This is a genomic window from Streptomyces sp. BB1-1-1, assembly GCF_031597775.1.
Classification (GTDB): domain Bacteria; phylum Actinomycetota; class Actinomycetes; order Streptomycetales; family Streptomycetaceae; genus Streptomyces; species Streptomyces thinghirensis.
In genome coordinates this window covers 7,166,263-7,190,434 of record NZ_CP134203.1, presented here as the reverse complement: position 1 = coordinate 7,190,434, position 24,172 = coordinate 7,166,263, and the positions used below count along the sequence as shown (strand labels likewise).

22 protein-coding genes are annotated in these 24,172 nt (G+C 71.7%); 10 read left to right on the top strand and 12 right to left on the bottom strand.

Translation table 11 applies throughout. The features are described 5' to 3' along the window. Positions 1-97: 97 nt before the first annotated feature. The 3 genes from RI578_RS32945 (at position 98) to RI578_RS32935 (ending at position 1,881) form a co-directional block, all read left to right on the top strand. On the top strand, positions 98-706 hold the full coding sequence (locus tag RI578_RS32945; RefSeq protein WP_310874452.1) for a TetR/AcrR family transcriptional regulator: 609 nt from the start codon (positions 98-100) through the stop codon (positions 704-706). A 43-nt stretch (positions 707-749) separates the two neighbouring features. Beyond that, positions 750-1,262 (top strand): DinB family protein, encoded by a 513-nt coding sequence (locus RI578_RS32940; RefSeq protein ID WP_310874451.1) that lies wholly within the window; start codon positions 750-752, stop codon positions 1,260-1,262. A 103-nt stretch (positions 1,263-1,365) separates the two neighbouring features. After that, a complete protein-coding gene (locus RI578_RS32935) occupies positions 1,366-1,881 on the top strand; it encodes a hypothetical protein (RefSeq protein ID WP_310875918.1) in 516 nt (171 codons plus the stop codon). 28 nt (positions 1,882-1,909) lie between these two features. Here RI578_RS32935 and RI578_RS32930 read toward each other — a convergent pair whose 3' ends face one another. The 5 genes from RI578_RS32930 to fabG all read right to left on the bottom strand — a co-directional run bounded on the left by RI578_RS32930 (position 1,910) and on the right by fabG (position 6,741). Further along, positions 1,910-2,479: a hypothetical protein gene (locus RI578_RS32930; protein ID WP_310874450.1), complete on the bottom strand. Its 570-nt coding sequence runs from the start codon at positions 2,477-2,479 to the stop codon at positions 1,910-1,912. 122 nt (positions 2,480-2,601) lie between these two features. Then, positions 2,602-3,285 carry a uracil-DNA glycosylase gene (gene ung, locus RI578_RS32925; RefSeq protein WP_310874449.1) on the bottom strand — a complete coding sequence of 228 codons (684 nt, stop codon included), beginning with the start codon at positions 3,283-3,285 and terminating at the stop codon, positions 2,602-2,604. Positions 3,286-3,378: 93 nt separating this feature from the next. After that, positions 3,379-4,965, bottom strand: coding sequence for an ABC transporter substrate-binding protein (locus RI578_RS32920; RefSeq protein ID WP_310874448.1), 1,587 nt, complete (start codon positions 4,963-4,965; stop codon positions 3,379-3,381). A 209-nt stretch (positions 4,966-5,174) separates the two neighbouring features. Continuing rightward, a complete protein-coding gene (locus tag RI578_RS32915) occupies positions 5,175-5,936 on the bottom strand; it encodes an SDR family oxidoreductase (protein WP_310874447.1) in 762 nt (253 codons plus the stop codon). Between the two features lie 43 nt (positions 5,937-5,979). Beyond that, the gene (gene fabG / locus RI578_RS32910) at positions 5,980-6,741 is read right to left on the bottom strand and encodes a 3-oxoacyl-ACP reductase FabG (RefSeq protein ID WP_310874446.1); all 762 of its coding nucleotides are present in this window, start codon (positions 6,739-6,741) and stop codon (positions 5,980-5,982) included. A 272-nt stretch (positions 6,742-7,013) separates the two neighbouring features. Between fabG and RI578_RS32905 the strand changes: the two genes are divergently transcribed. Further along, complete coding sequence (locus RI578_RS32905; RefSeq protein WP_310874445.1) at positions 7,014-7,802, top strand: hypothetical protein; 789 nt, start codon at positions 7,014-7,016, stop codon at positions 7,800-7,802. Positions 7,803-7,823: 21 nt separating this feature from the next. On the opposite strand, the gene RI578_RS32900 is transcribed toward RI578_RS32905, so the two are convergent. Both RI578_RS32900 and RI578_RS32895 read right to left on the bottom strand, forming a co-directional pair. After that, positions 7,824-8,207, bottom strand: a complete 384-nt coding sequence (locus RI578_RS32900) for a DUF3037 domain-containing protein (protein ID WP_310874444.1) — start codon at positions 8,205-8,207, stop codon at positions 7,824-7,826. Beyond that, positions 8,204-8,959 carry a HipA family kinase gene (locus RI578_RS32895; RefSeq protein WP_310874443.1) on the bottom strand — a complete coding sequence of 252 codons (756 nt, stop codon included), beginning with the start codon at positions 8,957-8,959 and terminating at the stop codon, positions 8,204-8,206. The genes RI578_RS32900 and RI578_RS32895 overlap by 4 nt, the downstream gene beginning before the upstream one ends. A gap of 276 nt (positions 8,960-9,235) precedes the next feature. Between RI578_RS32895 and RI578_RS32890 the strand changes: the two genes are divergently transcribed. After that, complete coding sequence (locus RI578_RS32890) at positions 9,236-9,889, top strand: GAF and ANTAR domain-containing protein (RefSeq protein ID WP_310875917.1); 654 nt, start codon at positions 9,236-9,238, stop codon at positions 9,887-9,889. Between the two features lie 114 nt (positions 9,890-10,003). On the opposite strand, the gene RI578_RS32885 is transcribed toward RI578_RS32890, so the two are convergent. From RI578_RS32885 to RI578_RS32865, 5 genes are all read right to left on the bottom strand, one after another. Further along, the gene (locus RI578_RS32885) at positions 10,004-11,845 is read right to left on the bottom strand and encodes a thiamine pyrophosphate-requiring protein (RefSeq protein WP_310874442.1); all 1,842 of its coding nucleotides are present in this window, start codon (positions 11,843-11,845) and stop codon (positions 10,004-10,006) included. Positions 11,846-12,017: 172 nt separating this feature from the next. After that, the gene (locus RI578_RS32880; RefSeq protein WP_310874441.1) at positions 12,018-13,484 is read right to left on the bottom strand and encodes a cation:proton antiporter; all 1,467 of its coding nucleotides are present in this window, start codon (positions 13,482-13,484) and stop codon (positions 12,018-12,020) included. Positions 13,485-13,562: 78 nt separating this feature from the next. After that, positions 13,563-16,613: an FAD-binding and (Fe-S)-binding domain-containing protein gene (locus RI578_RS32875; RefSeq protein ID WP_310874440.1), complete on the bottom strand. Its 3,051-nt coding sequence runs from the start codon at positions 16,611-16,613 to the stop codon at positions 13,563-13,565. A gap of 254 nt (positions 16,614-16,867) precedes the next feature. Continuing rightward, positions 16,868-18,184 (bottom strand): zinc-dependent alcohol dehydrogenase, encoded by a 1,317-nt coding sequence (locus RI578_RS32870; protein ID WP_310874439.1) that lies wholly within the window; start codon positions 18,182-18,184, stop codon positions 16,868-16,870. Positions 18,185-18,319: 135 nt separating this feature from the next. After that, positions 18,320-19,480, bottom strand: a complete 1,161-nt coding sequence (locus tag RI578_RS32865; RefSeq protein WP_310874438.1) for a Vms1/Ankzf1 family peptidyl-tRNA hydrolase — start codon at positions 19,478-19,480, stop codon at positions 18,320-18,322. A gap of 121 nt (positions 19,481-19,601) precedes the next feature. Here RI578_RS32865 and RI578_RS42750 point away from each other — a divergent pair, with 121 nt between their 5' ends. The 5 genes from RI578_RS42750 (at position 19,602) to RI578_RS32840 (ending at position 24,170) form a co-directional block, all read left to right on the top strand. Beyond that, complete coding sequence (locus tag RI578_RS42750; RefSeq protein ID WP_399062187.1) at positions 19,602-20,147, top strand: hypothetical protein; 546 nt, start codon at positions 19,602-19,604, stop codon at positions 20,145-20,147. Beyond that, complete coding sequence (locus RI578_RS32855; RefSeq protein ID WP_310874437.1) at positions 20,144-21,229, top strand: mannose-6-phosphate isomerase; 1,086 nt, start codon at positions 20,144-20,146, stop codon at positions 21,227-21,229. The genes RI578_RS42750 and RI578_RS32855 overlap by 4 nt, the downstream gene beginning before the upstream one ends. A gap of 103 nt (positions 21,230-21,332) precedes the next feature. Continuing rightward, entirely contained in the window at positions 21,333-22,478 is a 1,146-nt protein-coding gene (dgoD, locus tag RI578_RS32850) for a galactonate dehydratase (protein WP_310874436.1), read from the top strand. A gap of 55 nt (positions 22,479-22,533) precedes the next feature. Continuing rightward, entirely contained in the window at positions 22,534-23,178 is a 645-nt protein-coding gene (locus tag RI578_RS32845; protein WP_310874435.1) for a bifunctional 4-hydroxy-2-oxoglutarate aldolase/2-dehydro-3-deoxy-phosphogluconate aldolase, read from the top strand. Further along, a complete protein-coding gene (locus RI578_RS32840) occupies positions 23,175-24,170 on the top strand; it encodes a sugar kinase (protein WP_310874434.1) in 996 nt (331 codons plus the stop codon). Before RI578_RS32845 ends, RI578_RS32840 begins: the two co-directional genes overlap by 4 nt. The last annotated feature ends 2 nt before the right edge of the window (positions 24,171-24,172 follow it).

Below are 24,172 nucleotides of genomic sequence, written 5' to 3'. Positions count from 1 at the left end.
GGCTCCTCCTCGCACTCACCATTCGCCCACTACAGCTGTAGTGAACCTTCGATCGCGACTGTACTACAGCCGTAGTGAAGCGGGTAGGTTGATCTCCATGTCCGAAAGCACCCCACGCACCGCGCCACCCGCCGGCGCCTCCCGCGCCGACCTCGTCGCCGACGCCGCTCTGGCCCTGCTCGCCGAGCGCGGGATGCGCGGGCTCACGCACCGTGCGGTCGACGAGGCGGCCGGACTCCCCCAGGGCTCCACGTCCAACCTGGCCCGGACCCGGCAGGCCCTCCTGGAACTGGCGGTGCGGCGCCTGGCCGACCGGGAGGCGCGGGTGCTGGGGCTGGACGAGATGCCGGACCCGCGCCACGGCCTGGACTCGCTGGTGGACGCGCTGGCACTGGCGACGCACCGCGCCCTGACCCGCAACCGCGAGCTGACGCTGGCCCGGTACGAACTGGCCCTGGAGGCCACGCGCCGCCCGGAGCTGCGAGCCCACTTCGACGCGGCGGGCGCCCGCTTCCGTGAGCAACTCGGCGCCCTCGTCACGGCGATGGGCTCGGCCGACCCGGCACGCCACGTGCTGTCGCTGGTCGCCTGGGCGGACGGGCTGATGTTCAGCTGCGTGGCCGGGACCTTCCACGCTCAGGTGCCGAGCCTCCACGAGGTGCGGGCCGGCCTGCGCGAGGTGCTGGGCGGCATGCTGGGCGGCTGAAATCTCCTGGTGGGCGGGGGCCTTCATCAGCGAGGATGCCGAGATGACAACCGAACGCCGCGAACCAGCCGCCGACGCCGACGAACGCACCATGCTGGAGGGCTGGCTGGAGTACCACCGGCAGACCCTCGCGTGGAAGTGCGAGGGCCTGACCGACGCCCAGCTCAGGACCGCCGCCGTGGCCCCGTCCACGTTGACCCTGATGGGACTGGTGCGGCACATGGCGGAGGTGGAGCGGAGCTGGTACCGCAGGGTGCTGGCGGACGAGGACGCGGACCCGATCCACTACAGCGACGAGAATCCGGACGGCGAGTTCCTGCTGACCGAGGCGGACACCTGGCAGGAGGCCCACGCCACCTGGCAGGCCGAGATCGAGGCCGCCCGGCGCAACACGGCCGGCGTCCCCCTCGACGCACCGACCCGCGGCCTGCACCGGCGCACCGGCGAGCGCTACACCCTGCGCTGGATCCACACCCACATGATCGAGGAGTACGCCCGCCACAACGGGCACGCCGATCTGATCCGCGAGAGCCTCGACGGCGCCACGGGCGACTGACGTCACCCTCGGCGGCCCCGGGGCCTCCGTACGGGGCCGGAGACCACCCGTGCGGGGCAACCTCCGCTTGTCCGGCGCCGTGCACGGGGCGCGACCCAGCAGAGTGGCGCGGGTGCATCGAACGACGACCACCGCAACGCTCCTGGTGACCGTGGCGGTCTCGGCCCTGACCGGCTGTACGACGGTCCAGGGCCCGGCCGCGGCCGACCCGTCGGCGGCGGGCGCCCGCTCCTCGGCGCCGCGCCCGGACGGCCCGTCCGAGCCTCGGGTCGTGCAGGCCCCGGCCCGTGAGGCGCTGGAGATGATCGGCCCCTCCCGGACCCCGGGCCACGCCTCCGGCGAGCCACGCCGTACGGCGTCCCCGGAGGCGGCCCCACCGCAGCGGAAACCCCCCGCCACCCGCGCCCGTCCGGAACAACGACCTCGGACCGCGCACCCCGGGACACCGGAGCGGGAGCGGGGCCGGGAGCGATCTCGCGTCGAGGTCCCCGACGTGCCCCGGCCGACCGGCCGGGACACCGGCGAGAACGCCGACGTGTGCTCGCTCGGCAAGCAGTACGGCGGCTGGCGACCGGGCAGCCCCGAGGCGGTCATCTGCGAGCAGGCGTACGGCCACTGAGCGGGCACGCGTGGCGCGGCGGGCCGGGCTACGGCCGCTGCCGCGGTGGCCCCCACCGCCCGTCGGGCCGCTCCGGCGGCCCGTCCGTGGTGGGGCCGGTGCCGCCGAGCCGCAGCTCCAGTCGGCCGATGGCCGCGCGTACGCCCTCGCCGTAGCGGTCGGGGGCGAGGGACTCGGCCGCGCCGCGGGCGCGCCGCAGGTGTAGGCGGGCGGCCTCGCGGTGGCCGAGGCGGTCGTAGTCGGCGGCCAGGTTCAGGTGCAGCGAGGGGTAGAGGGCGCGGGCGGCGAGTGCGCCCTCGGGCCGATCGGCGGTCCGGTCCCCGGACCGGCCCCCGGAACGATCCTCCGTGAGTTCCTCGGCCGCCGACAACGCCCGCAGGTCCCAGGCCAGTTCGTCCCCCGGGTCGTCCTGGGTGTCGGCCAGGTAGTGGGCCAGGGTGCAGCGGTGCAGCGGGTCGCCGTGCTCGCCGATCTCCGCCCACAGGCCGAGGAGGCGGTGGCGGGCCTCCTCGCGGTCGCCCGCGTGGTGCAGCATGACGACCTGCCCGATCCGCGTCAGCACGGAGTCCGGCGCCGCCTGCTCCTGTCCCTTGGCCACCGCGTCCTCCGTGCCCGTCGTCGGCTGTCCCCGACGACGCTAACCGCACATACCGGTAATCCCGGTCAGGCGGCCCGTGACGCGCGCGGGCCGGTCGGTGTCCGACCGGCCGGTCCGCCGGCTCAGCCCAGGCTCGGAATGGTCCAGTCGATCGGCTCGTGGCCCTGCTTGGCGACCGCCTCGTTGATCTGCGTGAACGGACGGGAGCCGAAGAACTTCTTCGCCGACAGCGGCGAGGGGTGCGCGCCCTTGACCACCACGTGCCGCGTCTCGTCGATCAGCGGCAGCTTCTTCTGCGCGTAGTTGCCCCACAGTACGAACACGGCCGGGTCGGTCCGGCCCGCCACCGCGCGGATCACCGCGTCGGTGAACAGCTCCCAGCCGCGGGCCTTGTGCGAGTTCGCCTCGCCGGCCCGGACCGTGAGCACCGCGTTGAGCAGCAGGACGCCCTGCTCCGCCCACGGCATGAGATAGCCGTTGTCCGGGATCGGGGTGTCCAGCTCCGCGTGCATCTCCTTGTAGATGTTCCGCAGGGACGGCGGGACCTTCACGCCCGGCCGGACCGAGAAGCACAGCCCGTGGCCCTGTCCCTCGCCGTGGTACGGGTCCTGCCCGAGGACCAGCACCTTCACCCGGTCGTACGGCGTGGCCTCCAGCGCGGCGAAGACCTCTTCGCGCGGGGGGTAGACGGGGCCGTTCGCCCGCTCCTCCTCGACGAACTCCGTCAGCTCCTTGAAGTAGGGCTTCTGCAGTTCGTCGCCCAGCACCTCGCGCCAGGACTCGGGCAGCATGGCGGTGTCGGTCACGTCAACTTCCTTACGCTGTGCGGTCGCTTCCGGTCCTGAAGAACCTACCGGCGACCACTGACAACGGGCGCGCCCGCCCGCGCGTACCGGCGCCTACCAGCTGGTCTTTCGGTACAGCTGCCACATCATCATGATCGTCGAGGGGTCCATGGCCCGCTCCGCGCCCGAGATGTCCGTGCTGGCGGCCACGTACTGCTTGCCCTGCCACAGCGGCAGCAGCCGGGCGTCGTTCACGAGGATCTGCTGCGCCCGCTCGAACTCCTTCTCCACGTTGGCGCGGTCGCTCTCCCGGCGCGAGCGCGGCAGCAGCTCGCCGGTGATCTCCGGAGCGAGGTAGGGCGTACCGAGGGCGTTCTGCTTGCCGACGAAGGGCGCGATGAAGTTCTCCGCGTCCGGGAAGTCGGGGGACCAGCCGCGCCCGAACACCGGGTACTCGCCCTTCTGGTAGCCCTCGACGTACGTCTTCCACGGGCGGCTCTCGAGGGTGACCGTGAACAGTTCGGAGGCTTCGAGCTGGCGCTCGATCTCCTTGAACTCCTGCGCCGTCTCGGAGCCGTAGCGGTCGCTGGTGTACCAGAGGGTGAGCGGGACGGGCTCGGTGATGCCCGCGTCGGTGAGGATCTCGCGGGCCTTGGGGACGCTGGGGTCGCCGTAGTCGTCGAAGAAGCCCGTGGTGTGGCCGGTCAGGCCCTTGGGGACCATCGAGTACAGCGGGTCGACGGTGTCCTGGTAGATCTTGTGGGCGATCGCGGCCCGGTCGATCACCTGGGCGACGGCCTGGCGCACCTCCTTCTTGCCCGCCCACGGGTCCTCGGGGTTGAAGACGAGGTAGCGGATCTCCGTCCCGCTGCCCTCGACCAGCTGGAGGTCCTCGTCCTTGCTGGTCCTGCCCTGCAGCGTGATGACGTCGTCGGCCGCGAGACCGCGGTAGGTGACCTGGATCTCCCCGTCGCGCAGCGCCTTCACCATGCCGGCGGAGTCCTTGAAGTAGCGAACGGTGACCGCGTCGTTGTGGCGGTCGGCGAAGCCCTTGTAGCGGTCGTTGCGGACGAGTTCGGCCCGCTCGCCGTCCTCGTACGACTCGAGCGTGTACGGGCCGGAGCCGACGACCTTGCCGTCCTCGCGCAGGGCGTCGGCCGGGTAGCCGCCGGGTTCGACGATCGACATGGCGGGTGTGGCGAGCACGAACGGGAAGGTGGCGTCGGGCTTGTTGAGGTGGAAGACCACCTCGCGCTCGCTCGGCGCCTGGACCCGGTCGAGGCTGCCCAGCAGGCCGGCGGGACCGCCGTTGACGTTGATGTCCCTGATCCGGTCGATCGAGTGCTTGACGGCCTGGGCGTCCAGCGCGTCCCCGTTGGAGAAGGTCAGACCCTCGCGCAGCTCGCAGCGGTACACCTGGTTCGTGGAATCGGTGAACGCGCACTGCTCGGCGGCGTCGGGCTCGGGCGCGGTCGCACCGTTGGGATAGCTGAGCAGCGTCTGGTAGATGTTGCGGAACAGCTCCCACGAACCGTCCCAGGAAGCGGCCGGATCCAGCGTGCTGGGCGCGCTGGTCGTCCCCACCACGATCGGCCCCTCGTCCTCCGAACTGTCGGACGACAGGATGCCGCAGCCGGTGACCAGCGACGATATGGACACGATGGCCGCCACCCGCCGCAGGCCTCGGTTCCGGTTGAACACGCGCACGCTCCTCGATCTGCCGTACCAAGGGTCGGCAGACCATACCGCAGCGCCACGCCACCTGAACCCCCTTCTGAACAGGGGTTTTGATCATTTGGGGATGACTACGTTGTCATCGCCCCCGTGGTCTCGAAACGCGGACACGGGCGCCGTTCTCGTCAACGGCGCCCGTGTCCGGGATCGATCTTGGGGGACGGCGACAGCCGATATCAGGCCACGCCGGCGTTCAGGAAGATGCCGCCGTCGACGACGAGCGTCTGACCGGTGACCCAGGCGGACTGCTCCGAGGTGAGGAACGCGGTGGCACCGCCGATGTCGGAGGGCACACCGAGCCGGCCCAGCGGGTAGGCCGCGGCTGCCTCCTCCTCGCGGCCCTCGTACAGGGCGGCGGCGAACTTGGTCTTCACGACGGCCGGGGCGATCGCGTTGACCCGCACTCCTGGCGCGAACTCGTGCGCCAGCTGTGCCGTGAGGTTGATCAGCGCGGCCTTGCTGACGCCGTAGGCGGCGATGAAGGGCGAGGGCGACAGGCCCGCGACGGAGGCGATGTTGACGATCGCCCCGCCGTTGTCCTTCTGCCAGGCGTGCCAGGTGCGCTGGGCGAAGCCGAGCGCCGAGACCACGTTGGTCTCGAAGACCTTGCGCGCGACGTTCAGGTCGAGGTCGGCGATCGGCCCGAACACCGGGTTGGTACCGGCGTTGTTCACCAGGAAGTCGACCCGGCCGAAGGCCTCCATCGTGCGCTCGACGGCGACGGCCTGGTGGGCCTCGTCGTGCGCCTTGCCGGCGACGCCGATGACCCGGTCGGAACCGAGCTTGTCGACGGCCTCCTTCAGGGCGTCCTCGTTGCGACCGGTGATGCAGACCCGGTCACCGCGCGCGACGAGCGCCTCGGCGACGCCGTAGCCGATGCCGCGGCTGGCGCCCGTGACGAGCGCGACCTTGCCGGAGAGTCCCGGAAGTTCAGTCATGTCAGTGGTCCCTAGTCCCAGTGTTCCCTAGTCCCCGTGTCACCTAGTCGAGCGGTCCGCCGGCCACGTACAGCACCTGGCCGGAGACGAAGCCGGCCGCCTCGCCGGTGAAGAAGGCGATGGCGTTGGCGATGTCGTCGGGCTCGCCGACGCGCGCGACGGGGATCTGGGTGGCGGCGGCGGCCTTGAAGTCGTCGAAGCCCATGCCGACGCGGTCGGCGGTGGCCTTGGTCATCTCGGTGGCGATGAAGCCGGGGGCGACGGAGTTGGCGGTGACGCCGAACTTGCCGAGCTCCTTGGCGAGGGTCTTGGTGAAGCCCTGCAGACCGGCCTTGGCGGCGGAGTAGTTGACCTGGCCGCGGTTGCCGAGCGCGGAGGACGAGGACAGGTTGACGATGCGGCCGAAGCCGGCGTCCACCATGTGCTTCTGGCAGGCCTTCGACATCAGGAAGGCGCCGCGCAGGTGCACGTTCATGACGGTGTCCCAGTCGGAGGCGCTCATCTTGAACAGCAGGTTGTCGCGCAGCACGCCCGCGTTGTTGACGAGGATCACCGGCGCGCCCAGCTCCTCGGCGATCCGGGCGATCGCCGCCTCGACCTGCGCCTCGTCGGAGACGTCGCAGCCGACCGCGATCGCCTTGCCGCCGGCCGCGCTGATCTTCTCGACGGTGTCCTTGCAGGCCGCCTCGTCGAGGTCGATGACGGCGACGGCGCGGCCCTCGGCGGCCAGTCGTACGGCGGTGGCGGCACCGATGCCGCGCGCGGCTCCGGTGACTACGGCGACCCGCTGCTCAGTGGTGGACATTGCTGCTTCTCCTCGTCCTGGGGATGCGGCCCATGCGGAGCGTTGCGGGGCGCCCGGTGGTGAGCGACCGCTTAGTACCTTCCGCAGACGTGACGCTAGAAGCCCTGACACCCGGTGTCAACGGGACACCGGGCCGGTGTGATCCATTACCTGGGCTCCCGGGTGCGCCGTCACGCCCGGCCCACCCGATCGGCCCAGCGCTACGGGCCCCCGCGCCACCGGCGCCCTAGCGTCGTAGCGCGAGCCATTCGTGGCCGGAAAAGGAGGCGTCCATGCGCCGTCGTACCGGTGCCGCAGGCATAGCCGTCGCGATCGCCGCGATCGTGCCGCTGGCCCACCCCGCACACCCCCAGGACCCGGACTCCTGGAATCTCACCCGCCAGAAGGCGTCCCAGCCCGTCATCGACAGCGGACCGGCCGACCCGGACCCGTTCGCCCCTGACTCCCTCGCTCCGGGCGCACTCGCCGAAGACCCGCCCGACGGGGGCCGACCCGACGGGAGCGGAGCCGACGGCGACGGCGCCGACGGGAACGGAGCCGACGAAGGCCGGCTCGACGAGGGCGCCCTCGACACGGGCCGACCCGATGAGTACCGGCCCGACGAGGGCGGCATCGGCGAAGGCGGATTCGACGAGGGCGGATTCGACGAGGGCGAGTTCGACTCGGCTCGACCCGATCAGGGCGGAAACGGCCAGAACGTCGGCCAGGGCGGCATCGACCAGAGCCGACCCGACGCGAACCGACTCGACCAGGGCGGCATCGACGCCGCCCGGAGGACGGACGGGGGCGCGGCCGGCGGGGCACCGCCGAAGCGGGACTCCGGCCCGACCATCTCCGCGACCTCCATGCCGCGTCCCACCCCGACCACACCGGCCCCGGTCACGACCACGCCGGTCCCCTCCGCATCCCCCACCGTCGCGCCGACGCGCGGCACGCAGGGCGGGCTGGGCGGCGCCTCGGGGATCGGGCCGAGCAGCTGGGACATCGGGATCGGACTGAGCTGCGTGGCGAGCGCCGCGCTGGCCACGGCCTACGTGCTCAGGCGCCGCCGACGCGTCTGAGGCGAGGAATACGGGGCGCGGCTACCGCACCAGCAGGTCGAGCAGCCGTTCCGCCTCGGCCGCCGGGTCGGCCGTGAGGCCGGTGTGGACGGGGCCGGGCTGGACGATCGTGGAGCGGGGGGCGATGAGCCAACGGAAGCGGCGGCCGGGATCGTCACCGGCCGCCTGGCCCGCCGCGTCCCCGCCGGTGCACACGCCCTCGACGGCACGCAGGGCGGCGCGCACGCCCGGCAGATCGACGTCCGGGTCGAGGGCCAGCAACCTGCGTTCGTCGAGGTGGGTGCGGGCACCCACGTAGGACTTGGCCCGGCAGTACACGAGCACCCCGGCGTTGACGCACTCCCCGCGCTCGACGCGGGGTACGACGCGCAGCAGCGCGTACTCGAAGACGTGGCGGTCGCTCACCGGTCCCCCTGGATGTGGTCGTGGATCGTGGCGGCCCGCGCGAGCAGGGGGCGGGCGTAGGCGCGCCGGAGGTCGTCGGGCGCGGCGAAGCCGGGTTCGTCCAGCAGCCAGACGTCCGGGATCTCGGCGGTGACCTCGGCGAGGAGTTCCTCGGTGACCAGGGGAGCGAGCGCGGCGGCGGCCGAGCGGACGTCGGGATCGTAGCGCGCGAGGGCGTGGTCGCGGGCGTCGTAGGGGCGGGCGGCGGAGGTCTCGGCACCGGGCCAGTTGTGGTGCCAGATCATGGTCGCGCCGTGGTCGATGAGCCACACCTCGCCCCGCCACCTCAGCAGGTTGGGATTGCGCCAGGACCGGTCGACGTTGTTCACCAGCGCGTCGAACCACACGATCCGCCCGGCCTCCTCCGGGCTCACCTCGAAGGCGAGCGGGTCGAACCCGAGCGCGCCGGAGAGGAAGTCCATGCCGAGGTTGGTGCCCCCGCTGGACTTGAGCAGTTCCTGCACCTGCTGGTCGGGCTCACCGAGCCCCAGCACCGGATCGAGGTCGACCGTCACAAGACGCGGCACCCGGAAGCCCAGCCGGCGGGCGAGTTCACCGCAGACCACCTCCGCGACGAGTGTCTTGCGTCCCTGCCCCGCGCCGGTGAACTTCAGGACGTACGTCCCGAGGTCGTCGGCCTCGACGAGTCCCGGCAGCGAGCCGCCCTCAGTCAGCGGCGTGATGTAGCGGGTGGAGGTGACATTCCTCAGCATCTCCCCTCCTCCCAGCAGCACATCGATGGCCGTCCGCCCCTTGCTTCCGGCTTCCGGCATGAAGTGTGCATAGTAACCGAGTGTGATCACCCCCGCGGCCCATGGTGGACGCCGACGGCGTCGCTCGCACCTGACGTCGGACGTTTTTGGCGGAAGTCGACGACAGGACCGGTGGGGCGCTCCGATATCGGCGAACGTACGTGCGATGCTGGAGATGTGGCCGTCCATTCCGGCTCCTCCGTGAACCAGGACGACTGTTGACGCTGGGAAGGTCTCCTGGACACCCTGGCCGACCACGCGCTGACCCGTACGCCCGCGGCGAACGGCTGCGGCATCACCATCAGCCGCGAGGACCGCTTCCTGACGGTGGCCAGCGCGGGACGTACCGCGCTCGACCTGGACGAGAAGCAGTACGGCCTGGACGACGGGCCCTGCCTGCAAGCCCTGCGCACCGGGGAAGAGGTCCTGGTGGCCGACATGCTGGGTGAGCAGCGCTGGGACTCCTATCCCGCCCACGCCGTCGCGTGCGGGACCCGTTCCTCGATCTCGCTGCCGATCGCCGCACATACCCACACCGCCGGCGCGCTCAATCTCTACTCGGCCAAGCCGGACGGCTTCGCCGACGCCGACCTCGCCGGACTGCGGCTGATCGCCGCTCAGGCCACCGGAGCCCTCGCCCTGGCGCAGCGGATCGCCGACGCCCAGGAGTTCGCCGGCGACCTGGAGACCGCCATGCGCTCGCGCAGCGTCATCGACCAGGCCATCGGCGCCATCATGGCCCAGCAGCGCTGCGACGCCGAGCAGGCGTTCGGCATCCTGCGCAGCGCCTCGCAGCACCGCAACGTCAAGCTTCGCGACCTGTGCCGCGACCTTGTCACCAGCATCGGCGGCCGGCCACCCCAGGACGGCGGGGTGCGGCCCAGGCCCTGACCGGCTCGCGCCTGGCAGCCGGCGGGGGCGGGGGGTGCGGCGCTGGTGGGTGCCGCTCCTGAACAGCGCCGAACACGAAGAGGCACCCTTGCCGCGCCCAGTCGGCCGCCGCCGTCAGTCGCCGGACCGACTGCTGTCGTCCGTGGCGCCGGGACGGTCGCCGCGGTGGCGACTGCCGGGCAGCATCTCCTGCACCTTGGCCTTGAAGCCCTGCTTGATCATGGAACCGCGGTCGCTGTCACCCCGCAGGATCGCGGTGGCCGCGGCCTCGATCTGATCCAGTTCGGCGTGCGGCGGGACCGGCGGCACGGCCGGGTCGGTGCGGAAGTCGATGACGAACGGGCGGTCCGCGGCCAACGCCTGTTCCCAGGCCGCCTCGACGTGCTTGGGCTTCTCCACCCGGACGCCGTCCAGGCCGATACTGCGGGCGATGTCGGCGTAGGGCAGGTCGGGGATGTGCTGCGACTCCTCGAACTGCGGGGCGCCGGACATGGCCCGCATCTCCCAGGTGACCTGGTTGAGGTCGCCGTTGTTCAGCACCGCGACGATGAGCCGCGGGTCGGACCACTCATGGTGGTATTTCGCCGCGGTGACCATCTCCATCATGCCGTTCATCTGCATGGCGCCGTCGCCGACCAGGGCGATCGCCGGGCGGTCGGGGTGCGCGAACTTGGCACCGATCGCGTAGGGCACGCCGGGACCCATCGTCGCCAGCGTGCCGGACAGGGAGCCGCGCATCCGACCGCGGAAGCGCAGATGGCGGGCGTACCAGTTGGCGGCGGAGCCGGAGTCGGCGGTGACGATCGCGTCGTCGGGCAGCCTGCCGTCCAGGGCGTGGACCACGTACTCCGGGTTGATGGGGTCGGCGTCCACGGCGGCCCGGCGCTGCATGACCTCCCACCAGCGGGAGACGTTCTTCTCGACCTTGTCCCGCCAGGCTCGGTCCTCCTTTCGGTGCAGGCGCGGCAGCAGCCGTCGCAGCGTCTCGCGCGCGTCACCGACGAGGTTCACCTCGAAGGGGTAGCGCAGGCCGATCATGTGCGGGTCGATGTCGATCTGCACCGCCCTGGCCTGGTCCAGCTCCGGCATGAACTGCGTGTACGGGAAGCTTGAGCCGATCATCAGCAGGGTGTCGCAGTCCTGCATCAGCTCGTAGGAGGGGCGGGTGCCCAGCAGGCCGATCGCGCCGGTCACGTACGGCAGGTCGTCCGGCAGCACGTCCTTGCCGAGGAGGGCCTTGGCCACGCCGGCGCCCAGCACCTCCGCCAGCCGCTCCACCTCTTCACGGGCTCCGCGGGCGCCCTGTCCGACGAGGACGGCGACCTTCTCGCCGGCGTTCAGCACGTCCGCGGCCCGCTGGAGATCCTCGTCGGACGGCACCGGCGCGGAACGGCCCAGTCCCAGACTGGACGGCACCATCTTGAACGCGTGGCCCGGCGGCGAGTAGTCCAGCTCCTGCACATCGGCCGGCAGGATGATCGCGGTGACGGTCCGCCTGGCGTAGGCGGTGCGCATGGCACGGTCGATGAGGTTCGGCAGCTGCTCCGGCACGGTCGCCGTCTCACAGAAATCCGAAGCGACGTCCTTGTAGAGGCTCGCCAGATCGACTTCCTGCTGGTAAGAGCCGCCCATGGCACTGCGGTTGGTCTGTCCGACCAGCGCCACGACCGGTACGTGGTCGAGTTTGGCGTCGTACAGGCCGTTCAGCAGGTGGATCGCACCCGGTCCGGAGGTGGCCGCGCACACCCCGACCTTGCCGGAGAACTTGGCGTACCCGACAGCCTGGAAGGCTGCCATCTCCTCATGGCGCGCCTGCACGAACTTCGGGTGGTTGTCCGCCCGTCCCCAGGCGGCCAGCAGTCCGTTGATGCCGTCGCCGGCATAGGAGAAGACGTGGTCGACGTCCCAGTCGCGCAACCGCTGGAGAATGTAGTCCGACACCTTCATGCTCGCCATGGGCGGCGCTCCGTTTCTGCTTCGGTGAGTCCCGCACGGCGGCGGACGTCAGTCCCATGGGTAACCCTGGGCGTCGCAGGGAAACACCGTGGGCGAGTGATCGGCCTGTTGGCCGTCCCCGGCGCCTCGCCGCGCACGGACGGATCCTGTTCCGTGCCGCCGACGCGACTCGTCACTCCCGCCCGGCGGTGAACGGGCCCGCGCACTCCTCGTCGCTGTCGCCGGTGATGAGTAGAACCTCGTCGCCCACCCGCAACTGCGTGGACCCGCTCACCGGAATGATGCCGCCCTCTCGGACGACCATGCTGATCCAGGTGTCCTCGCCGATGTCCAGCCCGTCGACCCTGCTTCCGTCGGCCGCGGACCCTTCCTCGACCACATGGCGCGTGACGCCCTCGGGGCGGTCTTTCAGGCGCACGCCCAGCGCCCACGGTTCCAGCTCCACCGAGCGCATCGGCACCTTGCACAACCGGGCCACCGTCGGCACCAGCGAGCCCTGCACGATGACGGAGAAGACGACCACGACGAACACCACGTCATACAGGCGGTCGGCGTCCGGAACCCCGGAGCTGACGAGATAACTGCCGAGCAGCACCGGTACGGCGCCCTTGAGCCCGGTGAAGGCGAGGAACACCCGTTCGCCGATGCTCAGGCGCATCCGCCACAGCAGCGCGGCCATCACGACCGGCCGCACCACGAAGGCCAGCAGCACCGCCAGGAGCAGGCCGTCCGTCCAGGCCCCTTCCCTGGTGAACGTCCACAGCGGCACGGTCAGTCCCAGCACGGCGAAGGCGACGATCTCCCCCAGGCTGCCGAGCGCCGTGTGGAAGCGTTCGATCTCCTTCTTGTAGGGGGCGCGGACGTCGCCGAGCAGAACACCGGCCACGAAGACGGCCAGGAAACCGGAACCGTGCGCCACCGTCGTCAGCCCGTAGACCGCGAACGCCCCGGCCAGCGTGCGCAGCGGGTACAGCCCTTCGGCCGGCAACGGCACCTTGCGCATCAGGAACTTCAGCCCCCAGCCACCCGCCGCTCCCAGCACCGCGCCGATGGCCATCTCCTGGACGAAGAGCAGCGCGGTGTGGCCCGCGGTGCCGAGCGCCGATCCGGCGGAGGTGCCCAGCAGGCCGGCCATCAAGGCGATGCCCACGGGGTCGTTGGCACCGGACTCGCCGGGCAACAGGACACCGGTCCTGCCGGTGATCTTCCGACGGCCGAGGACGGAGAAGACGACGGCCGGGTCGGTGGGCGCGAGCGCGGTGCCCAGCAGCAGGGCGATGCGCCAGTCCAGGCCGAGCAGGAGGTGGGCCGCCACAGCGAGGAGTCCGGCGGTGGCGAAGGTGCCCAGCACACCGATCGAGAGGATGGCGCGGGCTTCCGGCTTGAAGCGGCGCCAGCCGATGTCCATGCCGCCCTGGAAGAGCAGCACCACGAGGGCGATGGTGACGACGTCCTGCACCGTCGCCATCGACAGCTTCCTCAGTTGTGGGAAGACGTCCACCGCCACGGCGGTGCCGACGAGGAAGAACGCCGGGGCCGGGATGCGGGCACGTTCGCTCACCCAGTTGGATCCCAGCGCGGCCATGCCGGCCAGTGCCACGATCAGCACGGCCAGTCCGAACGACCAGACGCCCTCCATGTTCTTGGCTCCCTCCCTTTCGGCGACTTGGTCCGAGCACGCTGAGACAGCGAGGACAGGTCGCGCGGTGTGTGTGCGTCAGCAGTTACGGGCGGAGCGTCGCACCGCCGCGAGCGCCGCCAGCGCTGCCGCCGCCGCGCCGGCGGCCGCCAGAGGCAGCAGGGCGCGGGGCCCCGGGGGTGATGGACGTTCCGGTTGGGTGTCCTGCCCCCGAAGGGCCGCCGCCAGCACTTCGGCAAGGTGCAGCGGCGTGCGCCCGGTGTCGGCCTGCTCGACCTGGGTACGGCAACTGAAGCCGTCCGCGAGGATCAGTGTCGCGTCGTCGGCGTCCCGAACGGCCGGGAGCAGGCCGGACTCCGCGCAAGCCATGGACACCTCGTAGTGGCCCTTCTCGAAGCCGAAGTCGCCGGCCAGTCCGCAGCAGCCCGCGTCCAGCACGTCGGCGTCCACGCCGGCCCGTTCGAGCAGGTTCCGTTCCGCGTCGAAGCCCATGACGGCGTACTGGTGGCAGTGCCGCTGGACCACTGCCCGCGCGTCGACGGCCGGCGGCTGCCAGTCGTCGGCGCGTTCGACGAGCAGCTCGGCCAGGGTGCGAGTCTGCTTCCGCAGCCGCTGGATGTCAGGGTCCTTGGGGAGCAGTTCGGCCGCGTCCGCTCGGAAGACGGCGGTGCAGCTGGGTTCGAGTCCTACCACGGGCGTGCCCCGGCGCAGGTCCTCGCGCAGGACGTCGATCGTGTGCCCGAGGACTCTCTTCGCCACGTTCAGTTGCCCGGTGGAAATCCATGTCAGTCCACAGCACACCGCCGCCTCCGGGACCTTGACCCGGAACCCCGCCGCCTCCAGCACCTCGACGGCCGCCCTGCCGATCGCGGGGTGGAAGTGGTCGGTGAAGGTGTCCGGCCACACCACCACCTCGCCCCGGTGCCCGTCACCGCGAGGCCCGCCCCGCTCGTGCCACCAGTCGGTGAAGCGCTGCTCGGCGAAGACGGGCACGTCCCGTTCCGGAGCGACACCGCCCAGTGCCTTGGCCAGCCGGGCCACCCACGGCAGTGCCGCGAGCGCGTTGACGGTCCGGGGCGCGAGCGCGACCACCCGGGCCACCGCCGGCAGCCAGCCCATCGAGTAGTGCGCGAGGGGCCGCAGCCGGCCCTTGTAGTGGTGGTGCAGGAACTCCGCCTTGTAGGTGGCCATGTCGACGTTGACGGGGCAGTCCGTCTTGCAGCCCTTGCAGGCCAGGCACAGGTCGAGTGCGTCGTGCACGTCCTTCGAACGCCAGTCGGGGGCGATCGGTGCGTCGCCGCCGCCCCGCACCATCTCGAACAGCAAGCGGGCGCGGCCACGGGTGGAGTGCTCCTCCTCCCTGGTCGCCCGGTAGCTGGGGCACATCACCCCGCCCTCGGACGAGCGGCACTTGCCGACGCCGACGCACCGGGCCGCGGCCCGGCTGAACTTGCCGTCGTCGTGCGGGAAGGCGAAGACCGTCTCCGGCTCCCAGGGCAGGTGGTCGGCGCCCAGGCGCAAATTCTCGTCGAGGCGGTACGGCAGGACGATCTTGCCCGGGTTCATCCGGTTGTCCGGGTCGAACAGTCCCTTGAGCCGTTCGAACGCCTCGATCAGCTCGGGCCCGAACATCTTCACCAGCAGCTCGCCCCGTGACTGTCCGTCCCCGTGCTCGCCGGAGAGCGACCCCCCGTAGGACACGACCAGGTCGGCGGCCTTCTCGACGAACGCCCGCATCCGGGCGACGCCTTCCTCGGACTCCAGGTCGAAGGGAATGCGGGTGTGGACGCAGCCGTGGCCGAAGTGGCCGTACACGGAAGGGTGTCCGTAGTCGAACTCCTCGTACAGGCGCTTGAGGTCGCGCAAGTAGTCGCCGAGACGGTGCACCGGCACCGCCGAGTCCTCCCAGCCCTCCCAGGTGTCGGGCTGACCGGGAACGTGCGCGGTGGCACCGAGCCCGGACTCTCGTACCAGCCACAGCTCGCGTACGCGCTGCTCGTCGTCGAACCAGGCGTGGTCGACGTCGTCCGGTTTGGCGTCGATGAGGGCCCTGGCCCTGCCGTCGGCCTCTTCACGGGTGTCGCCGTTCACCTGCACCATCAAGTACGCCCGACCGTCGGGCAGTTCCTTCAGCGCCGCAGGATTGAGGTGTTTCTTCCGCTGGAAGTGGATCAGCTGCCGGTCCACACCCTCCAGCGCCGCCGGCTGGTGCTCCAGGACGGCCGGCACGTGGTCGGCGGCCTGGCAGATGTCCGGGTAGCCGAGGACGACCAGGGCCGTGTGCTTCGGCACGGGCACGAGTTCCAGCTCCGCGCGCAGGACGGTCACCAGGGTGGACTCCGACCCGGTCAGCAGCCCGGCGATGTCGAACCCCTGCTCGGGCAGCAGCGAGTCGAGGTTGTAGCCCGACACACGCCGGGGAATGTCGGGATAGCGCTCGCGCACGAGCCCGGCGTAGCGGTCGCGCAGGGCGACCAGGCCCCGGTAGAGCTGCGCCTCCCGTCCTTCGGAGGCGGTCAGCCGGTCCAGCTCGGCGTCGCCGGTCCGGCCCACCCACATCCGGAGACCGTCGTAGGTGAGGACTTCCAAGCGACGGAGATTGTCGACCACCTTGCCGTACGCCTGCGCCGTCGACCCGCACGAGTTGTTGCCGATCATCCCGCCGATGGTGCAGTTCGGGTGGGTGGCCGGCTTCGGCCCGTACCGCAGTCCGTACTCGGCGAGCTGCCGGTTCAGGTCGTCGAGGACGATGCCCGGTTCGACCACGCATCGCCGGTTCTCGGCGTCCACCGACAGCAGCCGGTTGCAGTACTTGCTCCAGTCGATGACCACCGCGGTGTTGCAGCACTCCCCGGCCAGACTGGTGCCACCGCCACGTGACAGCAGCGGCGCTCCCTGCTCACGGCAGACCGCCACTGCCGCCCGGGCCGCTTCCACGGTTCGGGGGACGACGACGCCGATCGGCACCTGCCGATAGTTGGAACCGTCCGTCGAGTAGGCCGCGCGGGTACCCGCGTCGAAGCGGACCTCGCCGTCCACCCGGGCAAGCAGGTCCCGTTCCAGTGCCCCGGCATCGGTCCGTACCGGCGCGCGGCGGACGACGGGCGAGGGCAGGTCGACAGGGTCCATGAACAGCCTTTCACCGCGAAACCGCTGAGGGACCACGTCCACAACTCCGCGCCGGGTGGGGCTCCACCGGAGCCGCCGTTGTCGTCAGTTCCTTGCCGCGTCCCGTCAGGGCGTCCCTGACGCGGTCCACCATGCCCATGCCCCACGCGACGCCCTCTCTCCTTCGATGACCGGAATGCCACGACCGTGTATCCCCGGGCGGGGTCACGCAAACGGGGGCACGGCATTCGGCGACGGGATCTTGTCTCCCTGTGTCACACGCCTCGGCTGCCCTCCGTCGTCCTCGGTCCCTGCGTGCCGGCGGTGGTGGCGGCTCCGGTGCCGGCCGCTTCGCCCAGGCCGGGGGCGACCGAGCCGTCGCCCGCCACACCGAGGGTCACCTTGGTCCAGCCCGCCTCCCGTCGGTCGAAGGTGCGGTAGGCGTCGATCGCGTCCTCGGTGCCGACCCAGCGGGTGATCAGCGGGGTGGGGTCGAGCCGGCCGGCGGCGACCATGGACACCAGCTCGGGCACGTATCGGCGGTGGTTGCAGTTGCCCATCTTCAGGGTGAGGTTCTTCATGAACGCCTCGCCGAACGGATAGTGCCGCACCTGCGGCGGATAGACACCGACGGTGCCGACCGTGCCGGCCTTCGCCGACATCTGCACCGCCCAGCGGGCGGCCAGCGTCGGGGCGTCGCCGGGCACCCACGTATCACCGTCCGGGTTCCGTTCGGGAGCCGCCTCCTGGCGTTCGTGCGCGAACTGCTCGCCCTGGTCACGCAGCGCTTCGGCCGCCGGGCCATGGGACGGCCGCTGAGCGTCCACGCCCACGGCCTCGATCACACGGTCCACACCGATGCCGCCGGTCAGCTCCAGGACAGCCTCGACCGGATCCTCGGCGTTGAAGTCGACCGTTTCGGCATGCTGGTCGCGTGCCAGGTCCAGCCGGTCCGCCAAGCCGTCGACGACGATGATGCGCCCGGCTCCCTGGAGACGGGCGCAGGCGATGGCCGCCTGCCCGACCGGTCCGGCACCCACGATCGCCACGGTGTCGCCGTCTCCGACCTCCGCCAGCCGTGCCCCGAACCACGACGTGGGGTAGATGTCGGAGAGCAGGACGGCCTGTGCGTCATCGACGGTGTCCGGCAGCGGAACCAGCCCGACGTGCGCGAACGGGATACGGGCGTACTCGGCCTGCAGACCGTCCAGTCCCCCGGCGGCCTCCGGGCCGCCGAAGAACACCGTGCCCGCCCTCCGGCCACCCGGGTTGGCGTTGTCACACTGCGCGTAGTAGCCCGCACGGCAGTAGCTGCACGTTCCGCACGCCACGGTGGACGGCACCACCACACGGTCACCGGGACGAAGGTTGCGCACCCCGGATCCGACTTCCTCCACGACGCCGACGGCCTCGTGGCCGAGGATGCGTCCCTCCCGCATGCCGGGCATGGTGCCGCGGACAAAGTGGAGGTCGGTACCGCAGATGGCTGACGTCGTGATCCTCACGATCGCGTCGTACGGGTCCTTGATCTTCGGTTCCGGCACGTCGTCCAGACGTATGTCCCCCAGCGCGTGCCACACGACAGCCTTCATGTGTCTCCTCCGTCCTTCGTCCCCGCACCGGCCGCAGCGTCGCGTCCGGTGCGCGATGTCCGTCCATCCAGCAGCGCCGCCCGGCCGCGTGTGCCGGCCGGCCCGAGCGCAGGTGGCCCTCCAACTCGTGCTTCATCAGGTCCGCGCCGGTTCGTACGTCCAGCGCAGCAGGGCGCCCAGACCACCCACAGGGGTCTCGGAACCGCCGGAACCCTCGAAACCGTCTTCGTCCGGAGAGGGAACGATCAGCACGTCGGCCGCGGTGGCGGCGGCGGACCGCAGAAGTGCGTCGTCGGCTCGCACGGAGGCCGGATCGTCCTCTCCGAGGGTCTGCACATCGGTCCGGCGCACCGCTACCTGATCAGGTCCGGCGCCCACCCACGTCTCACGCGCCAGATCGGGCCCGCCGGGACGGACCAGGAGCGTGTCCATGCGGTGCTCCCGGGCAGCCTCGATCACGGCGGGGACGCCCTCGACCGCGTCCGTCTGCCGGTCGGTGCCCACCCTCCCGGCGCGGAAGCGGTCGAGCGCCGCCTCGACGCGCCGACGGGTGTACTGCTGCCGCGCCTGCTCGATCGCCTCCTCCAGCACGGAAGAGGAGGAGCCGGCGGCGCGCCCGCCGTGCTCGGTGTCCACCGTCACCGCACGGACGGCTTCGGGAAGCCGGTCACGCACGGCAGGCCGTTCACGGGGGTCACCGACCAGCACGACCAGGTCGGCGCCGGTCTCCTCGTACGCGGCGCCCAGCGCCTCGGCGATCTCGCCCGCGTTGTGCTCCCAGGTGTTCTCGACCTTGAGCTGAAAGCGCCGCTCGGACCAGTCCACCGACGCCGTACGGTGGACCGGCCACTGCCGCCCCTCCGTTCGGCCCGCGTCCTGCGGGCCGGCCGCGCCGCGAAACTCGAAGTCGGCGCCGGTCCGGTCGATGTACGCCACGAGGCAGTCCGGGTCCTGACTGGACAGCTCCAGCAACGGCGTCAACCTGGGCAGCGGAGCCCAGCAGGCGATCTGCCGCTGCGGCGGCCGGGAGAGACGGTGGCTGAGCACCACGTTCCCGCCGGCGGCGAAGATCACGCGGCCGGCCGGGTCCTCCGCGGGCCCGATGTCCGTCAGCGCCTCCCGCACGGCTCGGACGGTCGCCGCGTCGGCGCCCGCTTCCTCCAACGTGCGGCACGCCTCCCGTACGGACAGTTCGCGTCGCTTGGCCCCCGACTCATCGTTCTGAGCCGGGTCGAAGTACACGGTGGCCCATGGCCCGCCACGATCGAACAGTGGTGCCAAAAATGACAGCTGCACACTTCCTCCTCATTGGCCCGGTTCGCGGGCCGAGTGCCCGGGTGACAGCGAGGGACACGCGGGGAAGCTCCGCGGACACCGGCGAGCCGTGAGTGCCAGGTTCGGTCGCCACCCGTGAACGATGACCGATCTCGGCTTCGGGACGCTGCCGACGACGCTCCGTTCATGCGTCACGCTCCTCGACGAGCCGGCCCAGGGACTGTCCCCGCCACTCACGGACTCGACTCCGGTTCCGGTTCCGCGAGCGGTGAAGCCGCAGTACGGACGCTCCGGGTGGGGCCGGGAGGGACGGGTACTCGGCGCCCCGACCGCCCCCGACCGCCCCCTGGGTGCCGACGCGCCCGGCACCGGCCCCCGCTCAGTACGCGTCACCTCTGGAGCCGTGATGTCCCAGCCTCCTCAGCAGCAGGTCCCGCCCGGCGTGACCACTGAGACGGAGCCCGAGCCCGACCACGGTGAGCACCGTTGCCGAGGGACCGGACGGCTGGCCGGCAAGGCGGCCGTGACCACCGGCGGAGACAGCGGGATCGGGGTCGCCGACCCAGCACACTGCCGTCCGGGCCGGCCCGCCGAACCAGCACCGCTGTACGTCATGCTCGCCTCCCACGAGGCGAGTCACGTCTCCCGGGGCCGGATCGCCGTCACCGGCGGACAGCCCATCCTGTGAGCGCCGAGGGGACGCCCCTGTACCCGCTGCGGCTGACCGTCACGGCGAAGCCCCTGGTCTTCGGCGGTCGGGCGATCGCCCGGCGCCTGGGCAAGACGGGCCTACCGGACTGGAGCGTCGCGGAGACCTGGGAATGCAGCGACGTCGCCGGCCACCGTAGTGTCGTGACCAACGGCCCCATGGCCGGCCGGTCACTGCACCGGGTGCTCGGTGACCACCCCGAAGCACTCATGGGCGCCGGCTGGTCCGGCACGTACTTCCCCCTGCTGACGAAGTTCATCGACGCCACCGGCACCCTCCCCGTACACCTGCACGCCGACGACGAGGCGGCCCGGCGCCTGGAGAAACAGCCCAACGGCAAGACCGAAGCCTGGCACATCCTGGACGCGGCCCCCGGCGCGTCCGCCCTGTGCGGGGTCGAGCAGGGGGTGACTGGCGACCGGTTGCGTACCGCTCTGGAGGCACAGGACTTCGACACGGTGCTGCGCCGCTTGCCGGTGCGCGCGGGAGAGACCCTGTACGTGCCCGGCGGCACACTGCACAGCTTCGGGCCCGACACGCTCGTCTACGAGATCGAGCAGACGTCCGACGTCCAGCAGCACGCGATGCGCTGGAAGATGGAGGACGGCTCCCCCGTGGGCGACGCGGAATTCCGCACCAACCTCGACATGCTGATGCGCCAGGTCGACCTGGAGACCCGCCCGGACTTCACCCCCGGGCTGAGCATCGCCGTCGGGGACGCGGTGGAGCGGGTGTTCCTGTGCGCGGGCCCGTACTTCGCGCTCGAACGCTGGCGTGCCGGGACCGCGGAGCCGATGCGGCACGCATTCGCCACCGCGCAGATCCTGTCGAACGTCGGCGCCCCGGTACGGGTACGCGCGGGTAAGTGGAGCGAGGTGCTCGGCCGGGCCGAGACGCTGCTGCTGCCCGCGGCGTGCGGCGAAGTCGAGATCACCGGGCCGGCCGACGTGCTGATCGGCTACCTGCCCGACCTCGACCGCGACGTGCGTGGCCCGCTGCTCGCCGCGGGGTACTCGGTGCCGCTGCTGCGGCGTTTCATCGCGCTGTCCGCTGCGTCGTGAAGCGGTAGCTCAGCGCGCGCATGGCGGGCACCTCTTGGCAGGGATCATTAATTCATATTTAATCGTGGCGGCTGATCGCACACCCAGCGCAGGAGCGTCCCCTTTGAAGATCACCCGCATCGAGACCTTCGCCGTTCCGCCCCGGTGGCTGCTGTGCCGAGTCGAGACCGACGAGGGCATCGTCGGCTGGGGCGAGCCGGTCGTCGAGGGAAGGGCGGCCACCGTACGCACCGCGGTGCACGAACTGGCCGAGCTGCTGGTCGGCCAGGACCCCTCGCGCATCGAGGACCACTGGCAGGTCATGACGAAGGGCTCCTTCTACCGGGGCGGTCCGGTGCTCTCCAGCGCCGTGGCGGGACTCGACCAGGCCCTGTGGGACATCGCGGGCAAGAGGTTCGGCGTCCCCGTCCACGTGCTGCTCGGTGGCCCGGTGCGCGACCGTGTGCGCGCCTACAGCTGGGTGGGCGGCGACGAGCCGGCCGAGGTGGCGGACGCCATCACGGCCCAGGTGGAGGCCGGTTTCACGGCGGTCAAGATGAACGCGTGCGGCAGGATGAACCGCCTGGCGACGACGCGCGACATCGACGACCTGGTGGGGCGGGCGGCCGCGGCACGGGAGGTGCTGGGGGCCGACAGGGACTTCGCCGTCGACTTCCACGGGCGTTTCACGGTGGCCAACGCGCGGAAGGTGCTGCCGCACCTGGCGCCCTTCAACCCCCTGTTCGCGGAGGAGGTGGTGCTGCCGGAGTACACCCCCCTGCTGGCGGACCTGGTGGCCGGTTCCCCGGTGCCCCTCGCCACGGGTGAGCGGCTGTACTCCCGCACCGACGCCCTGCCCGCCCTCCAGGCCGGAATCGCCGTCCTCCAGCCCGACCTCTCCCACGCGGGCGGCATCTCCGAGGTGCGCCGCATCGCCGCGCTCGCGGAGACCTTCGACGTCCCCGTCGCACCGCACTGCCCGCTCGGCCCGGTCTCCCTCGCCTCGAGCCTGCAGATCGCCTTCAGCACTCCCAACTTCCTCATCCAGGAGCAGAGCATCGGCATCCACTACAACCAAGGTGCCGAAGTCCTGGACTACGTCGTCGATCCCGAGGTGTTCCGCTTCCACGACGGATGCTTCCTGCGGCCCACCGCACCGGGCCTGGGCATCGAGGTCGACGAGAAGGCCGTACGGGCGGCCGACAACAGCACCCCCGACTGGCGGGGGCCCGTCTGGCGGCACCCGGACGGCTCGTTCGCCGAGTGGTGACGGCGCCCGCTCACCGCACCCGCACCCGATCGTCTTCTCACGCCGGAGCCGTCCCGTGGACCTGACCGACTTCACCGCCCGCCTGAGCCGTGACCGGCTCGCCGCCATCGTGCGCGGACGCTCGGCGGACGCCGCCCTGCGCACCGTACTCACACTCGTCGAGGAGGGCATCGGCCTCGTCGAGGTCTCCCTCAACACCGACGACGCCTGCGGCGTGATCGCCCGCGCCGCCCGCGCGGTGGGCGAGGACGCCTTCGTCGGCGCCGGCACGGTCGTCACCCGGGACGACCTGCTCCGCGCCCAGGACGCCGGCGCCACCTGGGTGGTCACCCCCACCGGCGGTGACGCGGTCGCCGCCGCCGCGCAGCGGGGGCTGCCCGTACTGGCAGGCGCACTCACCCCCACCGAGGCCGCCGCCGCCATGGCCGCGGGCGCCACCGCGGTCAAACTCTTCCCCGCCTCCCTGGGCGGCCCCGCCTACCTCCGGGCCCTCAAGGACCCCTTCCCCGACCTGCCGCTGGTACCGGTCGGCGGGGTGGACGCGGACCTCGCGCCGGACTACTTCGCGGCCGGCGCCCTCGCGGTCGGAGTCGGGTCGCCGCTCGTCGGCGACGCCGCCCACGGCGGAGATCTGGACGGACTCCGCGTCCGGGCCCGCCGGTTTCGCGCGGTGTGCCGAGGAGAGGAACCGGGCGCGTGACCTTCCCGACGGACACCGCGACGCCGGAGCGGCAGCACCCGCCGGCCGAGGTGCTGACCTTCGGCGAGACGATGCTGTCCCTGCAGACCGAAGGCCCACTGACCACCGGGGCCCCGGCCCGCACCGCGGTGGCCGGCGCCGAGTCGAACGTCGCCATCGGACTGGCCCGCCTCGGTCACCGCGTCTCCTGGGCCGGCCGCCTGGGCGCGGACGAGCCGGCCCGCCTGATCCTGCGGACCCTGCGGGGGGAGGGCGTCGACGTGCGGCACGCGACCAGCGACCCCGAGGCGCCCACGGGTGCCCTGATGCGTGAACGTCTCGTTGCCGACGTCACGCGTGTGCACTACTGGCGAGCCGGGTCGGCCGCCTCTCGTCAGCGGCCCGAGCACCTCGCCGCCGCACTGGCCGCCGGGGCCCGCGTCCTGCACGTCACCGGCATCACCTGCGCCCTCGGCCCAGGCCCCCTCTCCGCGGTGACCGGGGCGGTGGAGCACGCGCGCGAACACGGCTGGACGGTGGTGCTGGACGTCAACCACCGGGCCCGCCTGTGGAGCGAGCAGGAGGCGGCGCCCGTCCTGCGCGGGCTCCGCGGCAGCGTCGACGTCCTGATCGCCTCGGACGACGAACTCCCCCTGATCGCCGGAGCCGACGGCACGGACGAAGCGGCGCGGGTGGCGGAGCTGCTGGCCGCCGGAGCACGCGAAGTGGTCGTCAAACGAGGCGGCGAGGGCGCCGACCTGTACGGCGCCGACGGCCGGCACCTCCACCAGCCCGCCCACCGCGTCCCGGTCCTCGACACGGTCGGCGCCGGCGACGCCTTCTGCGCCGGATACCTCTCGGGCCTCCTGGACGGCCTCGCACCGGCCGACCGGCTGCGGCGCGCGGGCACCACCGGCGCCTTCGCGGTAGCCACGCGCGGCGACTGGGAGGGCCTCCCGCACCGCGACGAACTCTCCCTCCTGGACGCCTCACCCGGCAGCGCCATCCGCTGAGC

What these genes read in the sequence shown, in the direction of transcription:
- RI578_RS32880 (WP_310874441.1), bottom strand. Translation starts at nt 13,484, where the DNA reads ATGGAGGGCGTCTGGTCGTTCGGACTGGCCGTGCTGATCGTGGCACTG.
- RI578_RS32875 (WP_310874440.1), bottom strand. Translation starts at nt 16,613, where the DNA reads ATGGACCCTGTCGACCTGCCCTCGCCCGTCGTCCGCCGCGCGCCGGTA.
- RI578_RS42750 (WP_399062187.1), top strand. Translation starts at nt 19,602, where the DNA reads ATGACCGATCTCGGCTTCGGGACGCTGCCGACGACGCTCCGTTCATGC.
- RI578_RS32905 (WP_310874445.1), top strand. Translation starts at nt 7,014, where the DNA reads ATGCGCCGTCGTACCGGTGCCGCAGGCATAGCCGTCGCGATCGCCGCG.
- fabG (WP_310874446.1), bottom strand. Translation starts at nt 6,741, where the DNA reads ATGTCCACCACTGAGCAGCGGGTCGCCGTAGTCACCGGAGCCGCGCGC.
- RI578_RS32940 (WP_310874451.1), top strand. Translation starts at nt 750, where the DNA reads ATGACAACCGAACGCCGCGAACCAGCCGCCGACGCCGACGAACGCACC.
- RI578_RS32895 (WP_310874443.1), bottom strand. Translation starts at nt 8,959, where the DNA reads ATGCTGAGGAATGTCACCTCCACCCGCTACATCACGCCGCTGACTGAG.
- RI578_RS32870 (WP_310874439.1), bottom strand. Translation starts at nt 18,184, where the DNA reads ATGAAGGCTGTCGTGTGGCACGCGCTGGGGGACATACGTCTGGACGAC.
- RI578_RS32885 (WP_310874442.1), bottom strand. Translation starts at nt 11,845, where the DNA reads ATGGCGAGCATGAAGGTGTCGGACTACATTCTCCAGCGGTTGCGCGAC.
- RI578_RS32915 (WP_310874447.1), bottom strand. Translation starts at nt 5,936, where the DNA reads ATGACTGAACTTCCGGGACTCTCCGGCAAGGTCGCGCTCGTCACGGGC.
- RI578_RS32945 (WP_310874452.1), top strand. Translation starts at nt 98, where the DNA reads ATGTCCGAAAGCACCCCACGCACCGCGCCACCCGCCGGCGCCTCCCGC.